The 15,033-nt window shown below is 71.1% G+C and carries 11 protein-coding genes; 3 read left to right on the plus strand and 8 right to left on the minus strand.

Going from position 1 to position 15,033, the window contains the following annotated elements; translation table 11 throughout:
- Positions 1–20: 20 nt before the first annotated feature.
- On the minus strand, positions 21–665 hold the full coding sequence (locus PKF00_RS33975) for a pyridoxamine 5'-phosphate oxidase family protein (RefSeq protein ID WP_271221804.1): 645 nt from the start codon (positions 663–665) through the stop codon (positions 21–23).
- A gap of 67 nt (positions 666–732) precedes the next feature.
- On the opposite strand from PKF00_RS33975, the gene pdxR reads away from it, so the two are divergent.
- The gene (gene pdxR, locus PKF00_RS33980; protein WP_271221805.1) at positions 733–2,232 is read left to right on the plus strand and encodes a MocR-like pyridoxine biosynthesis transcription factor PdxR; all 1,500 of its coding nucleotides are present in this window, start codon (positions 733–735) and stop codon (positions 2,230–2,232) included.
- Here the strand turns inward: pdxR and PKF00_RS33985 are convergent.
- Both PKF00_RS33985 and PKF00_RS33990 read right to left on the minus strand, forming a co-directional pair.
- Positions 2,150–3,325 (minus strand): DegT/DnrJ/EryC1/StrS family aminotransferase, encoded by a 1,176-nt coding sequence (locus PKF00_RS33985; protein ID WP_271221806.1) that lies wholly within the window; start codon positions 3,323–3,325, stop codon positions 2,150–2,152. The two genes, pdxR and PKF00_RS33985, sit on opposite strands and share 83 nt — an antisense overlap.
- A gap of 7 nt (positions 3,326–3,332) precedes the next feature.
- Positions 3,333–4,418, minus strand: a complete 1,086-nt coding sequence (locus tag PKF00_RS33990) for a GNAT family N-acetyltransferase (RefSeq protein ID WP_271221807.1) — start codon at positions 4,416–4,418, stop codon at positions 3,333–3,335.
- A gap of 226 nt (positions 4,419–4,644) precedes the next feature.
- On the opposite strand from PKF00_RS33990, the gene PKF00_RS33995 reads away from it, so the two are divergent.
- Both PKF00_RS33995 and PKF00_RS34000 read left to right on the plus strand, forming a co-directional pair.
- Positions 4,645–5,685 (plus strand): phosphotransferase family protein, encoded by a 1,041-nt coding sequence (locus PKF00_RS33995; protein ID WP_271221808.1) that lies wholly within the window; start codon positions 4,645–4,647, stop codon positions 5,683–5,685.
- 211 nt (positions 5,686–5,896) lie between these two features.
- Positions 5,897–7,267, plus strand: a complete 1,371-nt coding sequence (locus PKF00_RS34000; protein ID WP_271221809.1) for a GH39 family glycosyl hydrolase — start codon at positions 5,897–5,899, stop codon at positions 7,265–7,267.
- Here PKF00_RS34000 and PKF00_RS34005 read toward each other — a convergent pair.
- From PKF00_RS34005 to PKF00_RS34025, 5 genes are all read right to left on the minus strand, one after another.
- Positions 7,239–8,486 (minus strand): DUF418 domain-containing protein, encoded by a 1,248-nt coding sequence (locus PKF00_RS34005; protein WP_271221810.1) that lies wholly within the window; start codon positions 8,484–8,486, stop codon positions 7,239–7,241. The two genes, PKF00_RS34000 and PKF00_RS34005, sit on opposite strands and share 29 nt — an antisense overlap.
- A gap of 106 nt (positions 8,487–8,592) precedes the next feature.
- Positions 8,593–11,868, minus strand: coding sequence for an ICP22 family protein (locus tag PKF00_RS34010; RefSeq protein WP_271221811.1), 3,276 nt, complete (start codon positions 11,866–11,868; stop codon positions 8,593–8,595).
- Positions 11,869–11,909: 41 nt separating this feature from the next.
- Positions 11,910–13,256 carry a lipopolysaccharide biosynthesis protein gene (locus PKF00_RS34015; RefSeq protein ID WP_271221812.1) on the minus strand — a complete coding sequence of 449 codons (1,347 nt, stop codon included), beginning with the start codon at positions 13,254–13,256 and terminating at the stop codon, positions 11,910–11,912.
- 35 nt (positions 13,257–13,291) lie between these two features.
- Entirely contained in the window at positions 13,292–14,095 is an 804-nt protein-coding gene (locus PKF00_RS34020) for a polysaccharide deacetylase family protein (RefSeq protein ID WP_271221813.1), read from the minus strand.
- Positions 14,092–15,033: a glycosyltransferase family 2 protein gene (locus PKF00_RS34025; protein ID WP_271221814.1), complete on the minus strand. Its 942-nt coding sequence runs from the start codon at positions 15,031–15,033 to the stop codon at positions 14,092–14,094. The genes PKF00_RS34020 and PKF00_RS34025 overlap by 4 nt, the downstream gene beginning before the upstream one ends.

Here is a 15,033-nt window from a genome sequence, read left to right on the forward strand (position 1 = left end):
CGGACGCCTCGCGCCGGGACCTACCTGCCGGGCGCGGGCCGTGCGGCGACGTGCGCGGGAACCTCCAGCTCAGAGGTCATGGCGGGGTCGGTCTCCGGGGCGCCCCATGACTGGCGCAGCGGCAGCACCCCGGCCCAGATCGGCAGAGCGTAGTCCTCCTCGTCGTCCTTCGGCGGGCCCTGCCGCACCTTCACCGACGCCTCGGCCAGCGAGAGGGCCACCACGGCGGTCGCCGCGAGCTCCTTCCTGGTCGGCGCGCGCGTGGCGTCCCACTGCCCGGGGGCGAGCTGTTCGGTGATCGCCCGCAGGCCCGCGAGACGCTCCTCCTCGTCCAGCACGAGGCGGGGACGGCCGTAGATCATGGCGGAGCGGTAGTTCATCGAGTGGTGGAAGACCGACCGGGCCAGCACCACCCCGTCCAGGTGCGTCACGGTGACGCAGACCTCGCCGTCGCCGCGCAGGGAGGTCGCGCCCGTCGAGCCGTGCAGGTAGAGGGTGTCGCCGATCCGGCCGTAGCCGGTGGGGACGACCCTCGGGGAGCCGTCGACCACCACGCCCAGGTGACAGACCAGCCCGGCGTCCAGTACGGCGTACAGGTCGTCGCGGCTCGTCCGGCCCCTTTCCTTGGAACGGCCGAGAGAGGTGCGGGGAGTAGTGGAGAGCATGGCTCTAACCTAGGAAGAAGTGGACATGGAAACCATGGCCACTTCCCACCGCCTTCGGGAGACCACTTTGCCGCGCACCTCTGTCGACCTGCCCCTCTCGGTGGACCGCCAGGCCCCCGCGGCCCTCGCCAGACAGCTCGGCGACCGGCTGCGCGCCGCCATGCGCGACGGCACCATCAGGTCCGGCGAGCGGTTGCCCTCGACCCGCGCCCTCGCCCGCCAGCTCGCGGTGAGCCGCACCGTCGTCACCGAGGCCTACCAGCAGCTCTACGCAGAGGGGTGGCTCGACGGACGCCACGGCTCCGGCACCTACGTCGCGGACCTGACCGTCCACATCCCGTCCAGGCCGCAGGGGCAGGACGCGGAGACCGTCGCACCCCCGCCGTCCGCGCGCGTGCCAGGCCTCGACCCGGGCCCGCGTTCCCGCCAGGAGGACGGCGCGCCCACCGCCCCGGCCACGGCCGGCGGGCACGCGGGGCCCGTGATCGACCTGCGTCCGGGGCAGCCCTGGGTCCGTGACTACGACGAGGCGGCCTGGCGCAGGGCGTGGCGCGCGGCCGCGGACCTGCCTCCCGGGGACAGCCCCGACGCCTACGGCCTGCCCAGGCTCCGCCGCGCGCTGGCCGAGCACCTGCGCAGGGCCAGGGCGGTCGCGGTCGGCCCCGAGGACGTCATGGTCGTCCGGGGCACCGCCAACGGCCTCGACCTCGTCGCCGCCACGCTGCTGCGCCCCGGGGACCGGGTGGGAGTCGAGGACCCCGGCTACCGCGTCGCCAGGAACGTCTTCGCCGCGCGAGGCGCCGAGGTCGTGTCCTGCCCGGTCGACGGGGACGGCGTCGTCGTCGAGGCGCTCCCCGACGACCTGCGTGTGCTGTACACCACCCCGGCGCACCAGTACCCCCTCGGCGGACGCCTGCCCGTCCCCCGCAGGGAACGCCTGCTCGCCTGGGCCCGCCGCACCGGGGCGATCGTCGTCGAGGACGACTACGACGCCGAGTTCCGCTACGACGTCGCCCCGCTGCCCGCCCTGCACGGTCTCGACCCCGGCAGGGTGGTCCTGCTCGGCACCCTGTCCAAGTCGCTCGCCCCCGACATCGGCGTCGGCTGGCTGGTCGCCCCGCCCGACCTCCTCGCCGCCGTCGCCAGGACCCGCTACGACCTGGGCGACCGCACCAGCGGCCCGGCCCAGCAGGCGATGGCCGTCCTGCTCGAACGGGGGGACCTGGACCGGCACCTGCGCAGGATGCGCCTGGAGTACGCCCGCCGCCGCGCCGCGATCGTGGAGGTCCTCGGCTCGCTGGTGACGGGCGACACCGCCGGGCTGCACGTCATGGTCGAGCTGCCCGAGCACGCCGTCGGCCCCCTGTCCGCCGCCGCGGCCGAACGCGGCGTGCTCCTCGACGTGATGAACCACCACCATCACGGGGGCGTCCCCGCCGTGCACGGCCTCGTGATCGGCTACGGCTCCGCCTCGCTGCAGGAGGTCAGACGGGGGGTCGCCGTGCTGGCGGAACTGATCGACCGGTTCGCGCGGCGGGAGGCGGTGGCGCCTGAGGCAGGTCCCTGACCACGGGCATGGCCCGATGGGCGTAGAACGGGTCGACGGGCAACGCGTGCCGCCCCCACCACCGCGCGACCTCGGGCTCGGGTGAGGGCTCGACGAAACCGGGCAGGTAGTCGTCGTAGGGAGGGGCGTAGAGGTAGCCGGTGGCCACCCCGTGCCGCTCGAGCGCCGCGATCGCCGCATCCCGGTCGGCGACCAGCAGCGGCACCCGGAACAGCGGCTGGTCCAGGTGCTCACGCACGGCCCCGGCCACCGTGGGCAGCTCGGCCAGCGTCCGGACCCCGGCGATCCGCCGCTCCCGCTGCCCCGGCAGCGCCCGCAGCCGTCTCGACTGGTAGCGGCGGGAGACCCGGCTCCGCCTGGTCCGGTAGTCGTGCAGGTCCGCACGGACCCAGGAGTCGAACGGCGGCAGCTCGGGCACCCGCTTCATCGCCACGGCCAGTTCGTCGGGGCGCGTCGCGATCCGGTGGCCCTCGCGCTCCTCCTCCATGCCGAGCGCGCGCATCGTCCACAGCGCGGGCCTGACCAGGTTGAGGCGGACCGCCGTGTGCCTGGCGACCGAGGTCAGGACCGAGCGGATCTCGGCCGCGAGCGCGCGGGGCTGGAGCAGCCGGTCGCGTTCCGCCTCGAGCGCCCGCAGGTCCGCCTCGTCCTCGACCGCGACCACTCCGCCGGAGCCCGCCCCGGCGTGCTTGGACAGGCTGAAGACGCCGGCCGCCCCGAACGTGCCCAGCGGTCTGCCCCCGGCCGTCGTCTCCATGGCGTGCGCGACGTCCTCGATCAGGATCTTGCCCGCGAACGCGGCCACCCGGTCGGGCAGGCCGTACAGGTTGGTGGTCAGCACGGCGTCCACCATGTCGAGGTCGACGGCGTCGACGTCGATGTTGCCGTCGTCCGGCGACAGGGGCGCGATGACGGGGCGCAGCCCGGCGGCCAGCACCAGGAAGAGGATCTCGTCGGCGGAGATCGGCGACATCAGCAGCCGCTGCCCCGGAAGGCACCAGTGCCGCAGCGCGAGGTAGAGGCCGAGCCGGTTGGAGGGCACGGCGAGGCAGCGACGCCCGGTCCGGGCGGCCACCAGGTCTTCTGGGCTCACCGGGCGCTCACGACGACTGAAGGGAGGTGCGCAGGCGGCCGAAGGTCTTCAGCGCCCGGTCGGCCGTGCTGCGCAGGACCGGGTTGGCCAGGACCGTTCCCCTGGCCTTGCGGACCGGCACCCTGAGCATCCAGTGCACCCCCGCGCCCGCGCTCGGCCTGGCGACCTGGCCCTCCGCCACCTCGTACTCGCCGTTCTTGAGCTTCTCCTTGTACTCCTTCTCGCCGCGGCCCATGTCGATGACCTCGATCCCCGCCTTCGCCGCCTTCTCGGCCATGGCGAGGTGGTGGATCAGCCCGGGGGAGTACTTGGCGAAGGAGGTGTCGTAGGCGGGGAACCAGCCCGCGAGGGTGGTCGCGGTGCGCAGGCCGAAGTGGCCCGCGACGGGGCGCCCGTCCACGTAGAGCATGTCCAGGACCCCGCCGAAGTGCTCGGTGTCCGTGGCGAGCAGCCGCTCGACCAGCTCGACGATCCACGGACGGGCGAACCGGTCGGTGCGTCCGGTGCGCCGGTACTGGCCGGTCTTCCAGCCGAGCAGCGTCCGCAGCGTCGCGGAGTCCGTGACGGCGTAGTCGTGTTGGAGCGGTCCCACGTCACGCTGGAGCTTACGCGACTTGTAGGCGGTCGAACGGTACGTCTTGCCGGAGGTCAGCTTGATCGTCTCGATGTAGGAATCATAGCCGTCCCGCAGGTCGATGATCGGGGACGGGTGGAGGGTGTGCCGCGAGGTCAGCAGCGGCTGCCCGGCGACCAGATGGTCGAACTCGAACACCCCCAGACCGCAGGACTTGATCAACCGTTGCGGGTCGAACTCCAGGTCCTTGGCGTGCACGAGCCCCTGCGCGTCGGTCAGACCGGCGGCCACCGGTTTGCCGATGCCCATCGGGTGTCGTTCGTACGGGAAGAACCCCACCGTGTCCTGGCCGTCCTGCAGCACGGCCACCCGGACCTGGTCCTGCAGGTCACCGACCGTGATCGTGAACTCGGGTGAGAGGAACGGGCTGTCGAAGGCGGGATCGGCTCCCTGAAGTGTCCGCCATCTCTCGATGTCGGATTCGGCGAGGTCGCGGGGGTGGACGATAGAGACGCGCATGAGCTCCTACTGGGGTGTGCGGTTTCCCCGACGCCTTCCAGCATGGATACGTGCAGGACGTGCGTGAGCCCAAGCATGCGGGACGGCGCGTAATGTAACGGTAAAGGATCGTGACTGTCGGCGGCTGCGCGGGGTCACAACGTTTCGGAGACTCCTTCGATGACTCCTTCGATCCGTCCGCTTCCCTCTGGCGCGGGCCGACGCGGCGGCGTTCTAATGAGTGGCCATGAGCACCCCTGGCATTGACTGGGACCGGCTGGTCAGGTGGATGGCCGTCAACGTCTCCGACGCGGGGGAGCCGACCTCGGTCTCCCTGATCTCCGGCGGCAGATCCAACCTCACCTACCTCGTCGAGACCGGGGAACGCCGCCTGGTGCTGCGCCGCCCGCCGCTGGGGCACGTGCTGCCCGCCGCCCACGACATGAAACGCGAGTGGCGTGTGACATCGGCTCTCGCCTCCACCTCCGTCCCGGTTCCGGAGCCGGTCGCCTTCTGCGGCGACGAGGACGTGATCGGGGCACCGTTCTACCTCATGGGCCATGTGGACGGCGTGGCCGTACGGACGCCGGAGCAGGTCGCGGGGGTCGCGCCCGAGCGGAACCGGCGCCTCTCGGAGAGACTGGCCGAGGTCCTCGCCGCCGTCCACGCGGTCGGCTACGAGGAGGCGGGCCTGGGCGACTTCGGCCGCCCCACGGGCTACATGACCCGCCAGTTGGAGCGCTGGGGCCGGCAGTGGGAGCGGTCCAGGACCCGGGACCTGCCGGAGCACGACCGTCTGGCGGCCCGCCTGCGCGAGCGCCTGCCCGGCCGCGCGGCCGCGGCGCTGGTCCACGGCGACTACCGGCTGGACAACACGCTGGTACGGCTCTCGCCCGAGCCCGATGTCCTCGCCGTCGTCGACTGGGAGATGTCCACCCTCGGAGACCCGCTCGCCGACCTCGGCCTGACGCTGACCTACTGGCAGGACCCCGGTGACACCGAACGCGCCTCCGTCCCGGTGGCCGAGGGCGTGACCACCGCTCCCGGCTTCCTCACCGCGAGGGAGTTCGCCGCCCACTACGCGAAGATCTCCGGCGCCGACCTCTCCGACCTGGACTTCTACGTCGCGTTCGGCAACTACAAGCTCGCGGTCATCGCGGAGGGCGTCAACGCCAGGTTCAGACAGGGCAAGACGGTGGGGGAGGGGTTCGAGAACATCGGCGAGGCCGTTCCCACCCTCCTGCGGCGGGCGGCCCGCGCGCTGGAGGGCCGAGCGCTGGAGGGCTGAGCGCCCCTGGCGGGAGGGGCGTGGCCGATCACCGGGGGTTACCGGTGGAGCGGGGATCTGCGGTAGAAGTTTCAAGTGTTCTGCAAGTGAGCCCGGATAGCGTGAGGGCACGGTCGATAACGCTTGTCTGTGAACGACGCCCAGGCGCGGTCACGTCGGTTGTCGCTGTGGAACGCTTCAGAGGACCAGCGGCCAGGATCGAGGACGAGCGGTGATACCGACTAACGGACAGCACCAGCGGCGACGCCCGGGCTGGCCGATCGCACTGGGAGCGGGGCTGGTCGCGCTGGCGCTCCTCGTCGGGATCGTCATCATGTCGATCAGGCCGGACAGGCCCAGGGGGCAGGTCGTCGCGATTCCCCCCGCGCAGCCCGCGCCCGTCCTGCAGGAGCCGCCGGCCACCGCGGTCTGGCCGCGCTGGGGCGTCACGCACACCGAGTTCAGCGGCGACGCCGAGTCCGGTGAGGTGGCCGACGAGGCCTCGCACATCCTCAGCCGGGTCCCCCTGGTCCAGAACCAGCACATCATGGGCTGGGGCGCGGACAACCCCGAGCCCGTCCGGGGCAAGTACGACTTCCGCAACCTCGACCGCCGGATGAAGTTCATGGCCGAGTCGCAGGCGGTGCCCGTCATCACGCTGTGCTGCGCTCCCGACTGGATGAAGGGCGGCACGTCGGGGCGCACCGACTGGAACAGCCTGGAGACCGCGCCGAAGCGGGAGAACTTCGACGACTTCGCCAAGCTGGCCGCGACGGTGGCCAAGCGCTACCCCACCGTCGAGCACTTCATGGTCTGGAACGAGTTCAAGGGCTTCTGGAATCCCGTGGCCAACCGCTGGGACGCGGAGGCGTACACCGAGCTCTACAACAAGGTCTACACCTCGCTGAAGGCCGTGAACAAGGACATCAAGGTCGGCGGGCCGTACATCCCGATCGTGAGCAACAAGGGCGGCGGCGGCTCGGAGCTCAAGGGGGCCTGGGGCGTCGTCGACCAGCGTGACCTGGACGCCGTCGAGTACTGGATCAAGAACAAGAAGGGCGCCGACTTCATCGTGGTCGACGGCGCCTCGATGACCAAGGACGCCGGCGTCCACCCCGACGAGTTCACCGCGCTCGCCAAGTTCAGCGCCGTGACCACCTGGCTCAGGCAGAAGAGCGGCGACCTGCCGGTCTGGTGGGCCGAGTGGTACGTCGCGCCGGACAACGCCGACTGGACCGAGCAGCGCCGCACCGCCGTGCAGACGGTGGCCATGATGGAGTTCGCCACCAGCGGCGCGGCCACCGCTCTCTACTGGAACCCCCAGCGCAAGGCGGGCGAGGACTGCTCCGGCTGCCTGTGGAGCCCCGGAGAGGGCGCCGAGCTGCCGATGGCGGGGGTCCTGAGCGGCTTCACCAAGTGGTTCCCCACGGGGGTCACGCTGGAGACGGTCACCTCCTCCAACCCCAAGGTCAGGGTGCTCGCCCAGGAGCGCCAGCTCGTGATGGTGAACACCACGAACGCCGACGCGTCCGCGACGGTCGACGGCAAGAAGTTCGACCTGAAGCCGTACGAGGTCAGGTGGAGCGAGAGGGGCGGAGCTTAGGCGCGGACGACGGCGCGGCGGCGGGCCTGCGCCAGTTGGTCAACCAGCGCAGGAGCCACTCGACCGGGCCGTAACGGTGGCCGCGCAGCCACACCGCGCTGTAGGCGGCCTGGACCGCGAAGATCGCCACGGCGATCGACGAGACGACGAGCGGGCTGAGCCGGTCGACCAGGCCGAGCCCGTAGCCGGTGAAGATCAACGAGCAGATCAGGGACTGCGCCAGGTAGTTGGTCAGCGCTATCCGCCCCGGCGGCGTCAGCACGGCGGTCAGGCGCGGCATGGAGGGAAGCAGGCGCAGCAGGGTGGCCGCGTAGGCCGCCGCCAGCAGCGGCGCGGTGAGCAGGTCCACCGCCTGGCCGAGCATGTGGTAGGCGCTGCCGCCGCCCGACCAGGTCGAGTGCGCGTAGACGAACGCTCCGGCGCCGCCGATCGTGAAGCCCGCCCACTGGAGCCTGCGCAGCGCGGCCGTGTGCCCCGACAGGTCGGCGAGCAGCCGCTTCTTGCCGACGGCCAGCCCGATCAGGCAGGCGGCGAGCACCGCGGGCCCCTGGAAGAACACCCGCAGCACCACGATCTTGCCGAGTTTGTGCAGGTGCTCGGAGACGATCATGGAGACCGAGCTCTGCAGGGCCGCGTCGGACCTGGCCGCCTCCACCGTGCCCCCCGCCACGGTCCCCGAGGCGTCGGCGCCGAGCAGCGCCAGTCCCGCGAGCAGGACGAAGCCCATCGCGAGCATCATGGTCAGCCCGACCGCGGCGACCACCGCGGTCCGCGGCCTGATCCCCCGCACGGCCAGCAGCACCAGCCCCACCACGGCGTAGGTCGCCAGGATGTCCCCGGGGAACAGCAGCACGGCGTGGGCCAGGCCGAGCAGGAACAACCCGGCCAGGCGGCGCAGGAACCGGGGCACGAAGGCCGCCCCCGAGTTCGCCGCCGAGTCGACCTGGAGGGTGAGGCTGTAGCCGAAGAGGAAGGAGAACAGCAGGTAGAACTTGTTCTCGAAGAACATGGTGACGACCCAGCGCACCTCCTGGTCCAGCGGCGCGGAGAAGGCGGGCTCGGCCAGGCCCGCCATGCGGTACCCGGAGGCCAGGTAGGCGATGTTGACCACCACGATGCCGAACAGCGCGAACCCGCGCAGGGCGTCGACGGCGGCGATCCGCCGGGGCTGGGCGGGTGCGGTGGTCCTCACCGTGCCGAGTTGCTCTCCGTCGACCATCGAACCGTCCCTCAACGTACCGTGTGACACCACACGCCCCCCGGCAAACAGTGGTCAGTATGCCGGGGGGCGGAGGCATCTGGAGGCTTTCGCCCCTATTGGAGCCCTATTGGAGTTGGCTGAAGCCGATGACGATGAAGCGTTCGACGATCACCGCCACGGCCAGCAGGAACGCGGGAACCGCGACGAAAAGGATGCGCCGTCGCGCCTTCGCCGACTGGTCGAGGCCGCGCAGCCTGTACAGCTCGTAGGCGAACAGCGAGATCCAGGTGACGCCGAGCGCTCCCAGGCCGATCGGGGTCATGGGGGAGCCGCGGTCGCCGAGCCCGCTCAGGGGCTGCGGCTCGGGGATCTCGGCGCCCTTCGGGTAGTTCCGCAGGGTGTACACGGCGGCGGCGTCACTGGTGAAGACCCGTTTGAGCTCCTTCGAGGAGTCCAGGGCGGCGCGGAAGCGCTGCTCCCAGTCGGCGGGGTAGCCGTGGTTGAGCTGCAGGTAGGCGGCCTGGCCCCGGCTGGCGACGAGATAGGTGTTCGGCGGCGAGACGCGGAACTTGTCGATCACCGAGGAGAGCTGGGCCGGGTTCTTGTCCACGAGCACCTGCTCGTAAGCGATCTTACCGAGGTCCTGCTCTCCCCACGGGATGGTCGGCGTGACCTCGGGGCCGATGATCGGGACCAGGTACAGCACCCGGCCGCTGGGCTCGTCGTGCTGGTAGACGTAGTGCATCGCCGCGACCTCGCCGCTGGACACCCGCTCGAACTGCTCGTTGCCGTAGCGGGCGACCAGGAAGGCCATCGACAGCGCCAGCGCGCATCCCGCGGCGAGCAGCAGGGAGATCCTGCGGGTCAGCCGCGGGTCGAAGCGGATGTTGCGCCTGCGGATCGGCACCGTCTCCTCGGGGGCCTCCGCGGTGCCCGCGGGGAGGTTCGGGAAGAACGCGTACGCGGCCAGGATGCAGGCCCCCGGCAGCGCGAACAGGTAGATCCGCAGGCCGATCTCGCCGCCGTAGCTCTGCAGGCCCAGCGCGAGCACCGGGACGCACAGCAGCAGCAGGGCGGCCCGGTCGCCGACTCCCCTGCGCAGGCGGCGCAGCAGGCCCACGGCGGCCAGCAGCAGGATGGCGGCGCAGATGCCGAGACGGGTCATCAGCACGAGCGCGTGCCTGCTGTCGCTGCCCTCGATCCGGTCGCCGGTGTTGCTCTGGAGGTTCTCCAGGATCCGGCCGAGCCCGCCGAAGAGCTGGTCGATGTGCCCGCTCCAGAAGGTGACCGTCTGGTAGCTGATCCACGCCAGCACGATCAGTCCCAGCAGGAACGGCAGGCCCCAGCTGAGCGAGGAGCGTCGCAGCAGGATCAGGCCGGTCAGGGCGCCCAGCATCATGAACGGCGTGATCTGGTGCGAGGCCGTCGCGGTCCCGAACAGGGTGATCAGCACGATGAGCATGATCGACCGGTCGTACACCCCGGTCGAGTGGGTGAGCTCGCCGGGGGTCAGCCCGTCGAGCCGGGCCAGCAGCCGCCGGATCCTGCCCTTGGGCGGCGCGCCCTCCTCGCGGGGCTCCACCTTGCCGAACCAGCGCAGCACGATCGCCACGAAGGCGAGATAGATCGCGTAGGTGAAGCCCTGCGGGGAGAAGTAGTCCTGCCCGATCCACTGGACGATGACGAACAGCAGCGCGGCGAACCAACGCGCCCGGGTGGTCGCCACCACCTGGCGCAGGATCAGCACGAACGGCAGCAGGTAGAGCAGGTTGGACAGCAGCGGCGTCCAGCGCAGGATCATCGTCAGGTCGGTGACCCCGGCGGCCTTCGTGACGAACGCGACCAGGGCGAAGAATCCCGGCCACGCGAAACGGGCGTCGAGAATGGGGGAGGAGGTCCCCGTGCGGTTGATGAACTCCACGAAGCCCGCGTGGACGTAGGCCGTGTGGAAGCGGGGCGTGTCCTCGATCAGGGCGGCCGCGCCGTGCAGGGCGAAGGTGATCGCCGCGATCTGGAACAGCAGCAGGAACTTGCGGTCGGTGTTCTGCGCGATCGTGACGAAGAACGCCGTGATCATCAGTGCGATCGCGGCGAACGCGGTGACGGGCAGCGCCGAGATCAGGCCGAGGCCGTCGATGTGGGACAGGTCGACGCCCCGCAGCGGCCCCGGCGCGACGCGCAGGGCCAGCACGTACATGATCAGGCCCTCGACGGTGAGCAGCGGCGGCAGCCACGCTCCGGAGGTGCGCGCCAGCCTCTCCGTCCACGAGATCCTCTCCGTCCGCGCCTGGGGCCCGGAGGGGGGGACGGAGGCCGGGGCGCTCGCCGCGACGGCCTCGGGAACGGCTGAGACGCCCGAGGGGGAGAGCGCCGAGGCGGCGGGGGGCTGGGCGGCGGGGACGCGGGAGGGCGAGGGGAGGCGCAGCTCGGCCGTGGTCTCCGCGCCGTCCGACGCGGCCTCCTCGTCCGTTTCCGTCTCCTCGTCCTTCACCTCCTCGTCCTTGGCCTTCCCGAGGTCCCTGACGATCCCGGAGACGTCGATGACCGAGGTGTCCTCGATGGAGGCGTCTGTGACCGAGGCGTCGACGAGCGAGCCCTCGGTGCCGGAGAGGCCGGAGAGGCCGGAAGCGGAGGCGTCCACGACGGAGACGTCGATCACGGAGACGGCCAGGATCGAGGTGTCGTCGTCCGGGGCGTCCGGGTCCTCCGGGGCGTCCGGGTCTCCGGAACCCTCCGCGGCCTCGAGGGCGTCCGGCTCGCCCGGGGCGTTCCCGCCGCCGGAACCTTCCGCGCTCTCGGCGGCGTCCCGGTCGCCGGCGGTTTCGGGGTCTCCGGTGTCCTCCGCGCCCTCAGGGGCGTCCCGGCCGCCGGGGGTTTCCCCGGCGTCGGCGGTTTCCGGATCTTCGGGGTCCTCCGCGCTCTCGGCGGCGTCCCGGTCGCCCGGGGCCTCCCGGTCGTCGGAGGTCTCCTCGCTCTCGGCGGGGTCGGCCTCTCCCCGGGACTCCCGGGCCCCGTCGGTCTCGGAAGCCTCGGGGGAGTCCGGTCGCGGGACGCGCCCCTCGGGAGAGTCGTCCCCCTCCGGGGCCTCCTCCCGAGGCCCGGGGGCTGAGGGCGGCGTCTTGCGGACCGGGATGCGGAAGACGGCGGTGGCCGAGGGATCGTCGCCGCCGAGCGTCTCAGAGGACGGCTCCGCCGGCCCCTCGAGGGAGGTGTCGGTCTCCTCGGAGGGCGTCTCCCCGGCCTCTCGGGCATCCTGGGGCTCCCGGGCCTCCTCGGTCTCCTCGGGGGACGTCGCGTCGGCGGGCCGGTCCTCGGATCCGGCATGCGTCCTCTCCGGGGACGAGGGGCGGGCGGAGTCGTCGTTCTCCACCTCTGCGGCCTCCGCAGCCTCCGTTGTCACGTCATTACCTGGCCGTTGCCTCACGTCTAACATCATGGGGGCTACGCGGACCCCGCTGTGACGGATGATTGCGAAGTTTCGCCGCCGTTGAGCATTTTGCGGAGTCCCGGGAAGATCAACGCGGCGATCAGGAGCTCGCTCAGCAGCAGCGCGTAGCCCACCGAGTTCATCCCCGCCCCGGGGAACAGCAGCAGGGTGCCGGTGAGCACGAGAACCGCCAGGCACACCTGGACGAGCGCCAGCCTGCGGGCCTGTCCCATCGCGCGCAGGCCGCTCAGATAGATCTCGATCAGCACCCGGGGAAGCACCGCCACGGCCATCAGCTGCAGCAGCAGCGTGCCCTGGTCGGCGAAGCCGGCGCCGAAGACGCGCAGGATCAGGGGGGCCGCGAGAATTGTCACAACCACGATCGGAATAATGATCATGAAGGCCCTGCGGAGCGCCCTGCGGGAGTTCGACGCGAGACGGTCCCTGTCGAAGGAGCCCTCGACGGTGAGCGAGGTGGCCATGTTCATCGCCAGCAGCTCGATCAGCGATCCCAGCGTGTGGGCCATGGAGAAGTAGCCGAAGGTGACCTCGTCCACCCTGGCGGCGATCAGGACCGGGATCAGGTAGACGCTCGCCAGGATCGACAACGTGCCCGGATAGTCTCCCGACAGGAACCTGCCGACCTCGCGGAAGTCGAGCGGCCTGGTCGTGACGGTCTCGGTCTGCCGGACGTGCCGGGGGACGACCTTCCTGAACAGCAGGATGTTGATCGGGATCAGCGCCATCGCGGCAGGGATGATCCACGAGACGAAGATGCCGTCGTCGGGCAGCGCGAACGCGAGCCCGACCAGCATGGCCATCTTGACCAGGCCGTAGCCGAGGCTGTTGACCGGAACCCACGTGGCCTTGCGCAGCCCGGCCAGCGTCACGTCCTCAAGGGTGAACACCGACCAGACCAGGACCGAGGCCAGGAAGAACAGGCCGGGGCCGAACCCGCCGAGCGTGGCGTACGTCGGCCCCCACCACGGCAGCGTGATGAGGAAGCCGAGCGCGGCGACCACGCCGGTGGCCCCGGCGATGACGTAGGCCCTGACGATCAGCTTGGGCGTGTGCCGCCCGGCCACCGGAATGAACTTGGCCAGCGCCCCGACGAACCCCAGGGCCGTCAGCGAGGCGAACAGCCGCATGGCGGTGATCACCGCCTGGCCCCTGCCGAAGTCGGCGGGATCGTACAGCTGCGCGGCCAGCCACCAGTAGCCCATGCCGAGCACGGCGGTGATCGCGGTGTTGGCCATGAGCGCGTAACCATTGCGGAACAGTGGATTGCGCAGGTCGCGCAGTAATCCCTGCCACATCCCGGAGAGCCGTCCCGTGGGCCGCTCGCCTACCGGCGCGCTCATGCTCCTACCTCCCCCCACGTCCGAGGACGTGTGTTTCACGCGAGGCCGCGGACTCGGCGCAGGCCGTACCTGGTCCGCCTGACGACGGCGTAGCCCTTCGTCAGCACGCGTTCCCTCATGTAGATCAGCGGGACCTGGCTGCCCTCGACCGCCCGGCCGAACATCCTCATCGAGGTGCCGTCGGTGACGGTCAGGCGCGGCAGGGCGAGCACGTCGTGCCTGTCGGCGGCGATCGCGTTGTTCACCGCGCAGGCGGCCCAGTAGCCGGCGCGCCTGACCTCGCGTCTGACGCGGGCGCTGGAGTAGCCGTACGGGTAGGCCATGGTCGCGACCGGAGCCCCGATCTTGTCTTCGAGCAGGGCCTTGTTGCGGCGCAGCTCCTGACGGAGCAGGTCGTCGGGCAGCTGGTCCAGCTGGGGGTGGCTGTGGCTGTGGCCGCCGATCTCGACGCCGCACGAGGCGGCCTCGCGGGCCTGGCTCCAGGTCAGCATCGTGTCCAGCGGCCTGCCCGCGGCGTCCTTGCCGGCGTCCCTGACCCACCCGCTGGTCAGGAAGACCGTGGCGGGGAAGTCGTGGCGCTCGAGCACGGGCAGCGCCTCGCTGTGGAAGTCGGCGTAGCCGTCGTCGAAGGTCACCACGACCGGCCGCTCCGGAATGGAGCGGCCGTTGTTCCTGTGCAGCGAGGCGACCAGGTCGGCGACGGTCAGCGGGGTGAAGCCGTTGTCCTTCAGGTAGGACAGCTGCTCGGCGAACGCGGAAGGCCGTACGGCCAGCGGTCTGGTCTCGGCGTTCGGCTTGTCGGAGATCGAGTGGTACATCAGGATCGGCACCCGGATCATGACTTCGCCACCTTCAGCCTGAGAGAGCCGACGGCGTAACCCCACGTGGTCCAGGCGAGCCCGACCACGATCGCCCCGGCCCTGCCGAGCCCCGACAGGTCGCCGCGCAGCGCCTCTCCGACGCCGCGCAGCGCGCCCAGCGGCAGTGCCTTCAGCGCGTGCGCCCGCTCGCTCGCCAGGCCGTCACCGGCGCCGACGCTCTGCGTGACCAGCGCCTTGGACAGCCCTTCCGCGTAACACCGGGAGCGGAAGTAGGCGAACCTGGACCGTACGGCGGAGACCTTGTGGCCGATCACCGCCTCCGGCTCGAACAGCATCACCGCGCCGGGGGTCCGCTGGGCGAGCCGGATGCAGAACTCGGTCTCCTCGCAGCCGAGGGGCCGGGGCTTGCGCCCCTGCACGCTGCGGCCTATGCCCGTGTGGAACCCGCCGACGCCGCCGATGACCTCCCTGCGGAAGGCCGCGTTGCCGCCCATGACGTTGCGGATCGGCGCCCGTTCCGTGGGCATGCCCCGATAGGTGCAGCCCACGGTCCAGTCGAACTCGTGGGGAAACCAGCCAGGACGGCGTCCTGTCGCCCACAGCGGCCTGGTCAACCCGCCCACCCCCACGACGGTCGGGTCCTGGAAGCCCTCCTCCAGTGCTTCCAGCCAGCCAGGTTCCGCTATCGCGTCGTCGTCCAGATAGGCCACGATGTCGCCGGAGGCGGTCGCCGCGCCGGTGTTCTTGCCGCCGGACAGCCCCTTCTCCTGTGTGTTCTCCACCACGATCGCGCCGGGATACTCCTGCTTGAGCCTCAGGTGCAGGTCCGCGTTGTAGTCGACCACCAGGATGATCTCGTGCGGCCTGCGCCGCTGGTTCTCGACCGACTCGACGGCCGCCCGGATGTCCTCCCAGCGTTCCTCGGTGTAGACACAGATGACGACACTGGTCTTCAT

It is taken from the genome of Streptosporangium carneum (assembly GCF_027922005.1).
GTDB lineage: Bacteria > Actinomycetota > Actinomycetes > Streptosporangiales > Streptosporangiaceae > Streptosporangium > Streptosporangium carneum.

What these genes read in the sequence shown, in the direction of transcription:
- PKF00_RS34005 (WP_271221810.1), bottom strand. Translation starts at nt 8,486, where the DNA reads ATGGTCGACGGAGAGCAACTCGGCACGGTGAGGACCACCGCACCCGCC.
- PKF00_RS34020 (WP_271221813.1), bottom strand. Translation starts at nt 14,095, where the DNA reads ATGATCCGGGTGCCGATCCTGATGTACCACTCGATCTCCGACAAGCCG.
- PKF00_RS33990 (WP_271221807.1), bottom strand. Translation starts at nt 4,418, where the DNA reads ATGCGCGTCTCTATCGTCCACCCCCGCGACCTCGCCGAATCCGACATC.
- PKF00_RS34015 (WP_271221812.1), bottom strand. Translation starts at nt 13,256, where the DNA reads ATGAGCGCGCCGGTAGGCGAGCGGCCCACGGGACGGCTCTCCGGGATG.
- PKF00_RS34025 (WP_271221814.1), bottom strand. Translation starts at nt 15,033, where the DNA reads ATGAAGACCAGTGTCGTCATCTGTGTCTACACCGAGGAACGCTGGGAG.
- PKF00_RS33975 (WP_271221804.1), bottom strand. Translation starts at nt 665, where the DNA reads ATGCTCTCCACTACTCCCCGCACCTCTCTCGGCCGTTCCAAGGAAAGG.
- PKF00_RS33995 (WP_271221808.1), top strand. Translation starts at nt 4,645, where the DNA reads ATGAGCACCCCTGGCATTGACTGGGACCGGCTGGTCAGGTGGATGGCC.